General features: G+C 59.0%; 1 protein-coding gene. It reads right to left on the bottom strand.

The window, feature by feature from the left end; translation table 11 throughout:
• Positions 1-1076: ribonucleotide-diphosphate reductase subunit beta (locus tag CQ002_RS28060; protein WP_105702751.1), on the bottom strand; the 1076-nt coding region annotated here is incomplete at both ends.

The raw sequence follows: 1076 nt of genomic DNA, 5'->3' as shown, positions 1-1076 counted from the left end.
GTCTGGTACTCGATCACACGGGTCTCGAAGAAGTTTTTCTCTTTCTTCAAGTCCATGATCTCGCTCATCCACGGGAACGGGTTGGTGGTGCCTGGATACTCTTCCTTCAAGCCAATCTGCGACAGGCGACGGTTGGCGATGAACTTGAGGTAATCCTCCATCATCGCCGCGTTCATGCCCAACACGCCGCGCGGCATGGTGTCACGTGCGTATTCGATCTCCAGTTGCGTCCCCTGCAGGATCATCTGGGTGGCTTCTTCCTTCATCTCGGCATCCCACAGGTGTGGGTTTTCGATTTTGATCTGGTTGATCACGTCGATACCGAAGTTCAAGTGCATCGACTCATCGCGCAGGATGTACTGGAACTGCTCGGCGACGCCGGTCATCTTGTTGCGGCGGCCCATGGACAGGATCTGGGTGAAGCCGCAGTAGAAGAAGATGCCTTCCAGGACGCAGTAGTAGGCGACCAGGTTGCGCAGCAGTTCCTTGTCGGTCTCGACGGTGCCGGTTTCGAACTTCGGATCGGAGATCGAGCGGGTGTACTTCAGGCCCCAGGCTGCCTTTTTGGCGACCGATGGAATCTCGTGGTACATGTTGAAGATCTCGCCTTCATCCATGGCCAACGATTCGATGCAGTACTGGTAGGCGTGGGTGTGGATCGCTTCTTCGAAGGCCTGGCGCAGGATGTACTGGCGGCACTCCGGGTTGGTGATCAGGCGGTACACGGCCAGCACCAGGTTGTTCGCGACCAGGGAGTCGGCGGTGGAGAAGAAGCCGAGGTTGCGCATGACGATGCGACGTTCGTCGTCGGTCAGGCCTTCGGGGTTTTTCCACAGGGCGATGTCGGCGGTCATGTTGACCTCTTGCGGCATCCAGTGGTTGGCGCAGCCGTCGAGGTACTTCTGCCAGGCCCAGTCGTATTTGAAGGGCACGAGTTGGTTGAGGTCGGCGCGGCAGTTGATCATGCGCTTTTCGTCAACGGCGACGCGGGCGGCGGAGCCTTCGAGTTCAGCGAGGCCTTCGGCGACGTCGAGTTTGTCCAGCGCAGCCTTGGCGCGCACGATGGCGGCGGAGTC

This window comes from Pseudomonas sp. MYb13, from assembly GCF_002980075.1.
Taxonomy (GTDB): domain Bacteria; phylum Pseudomonadota; class Gammaproteobacteria; order Pseudomonadales; family Pseudomonadaceae; genus Aquipseudomonas; species Aquipseudomonas lurida.
Note: the sequence above shows the minus strand (reverse complement) of the source record. Positions and strands in the feature narration are given on the sequence as shown.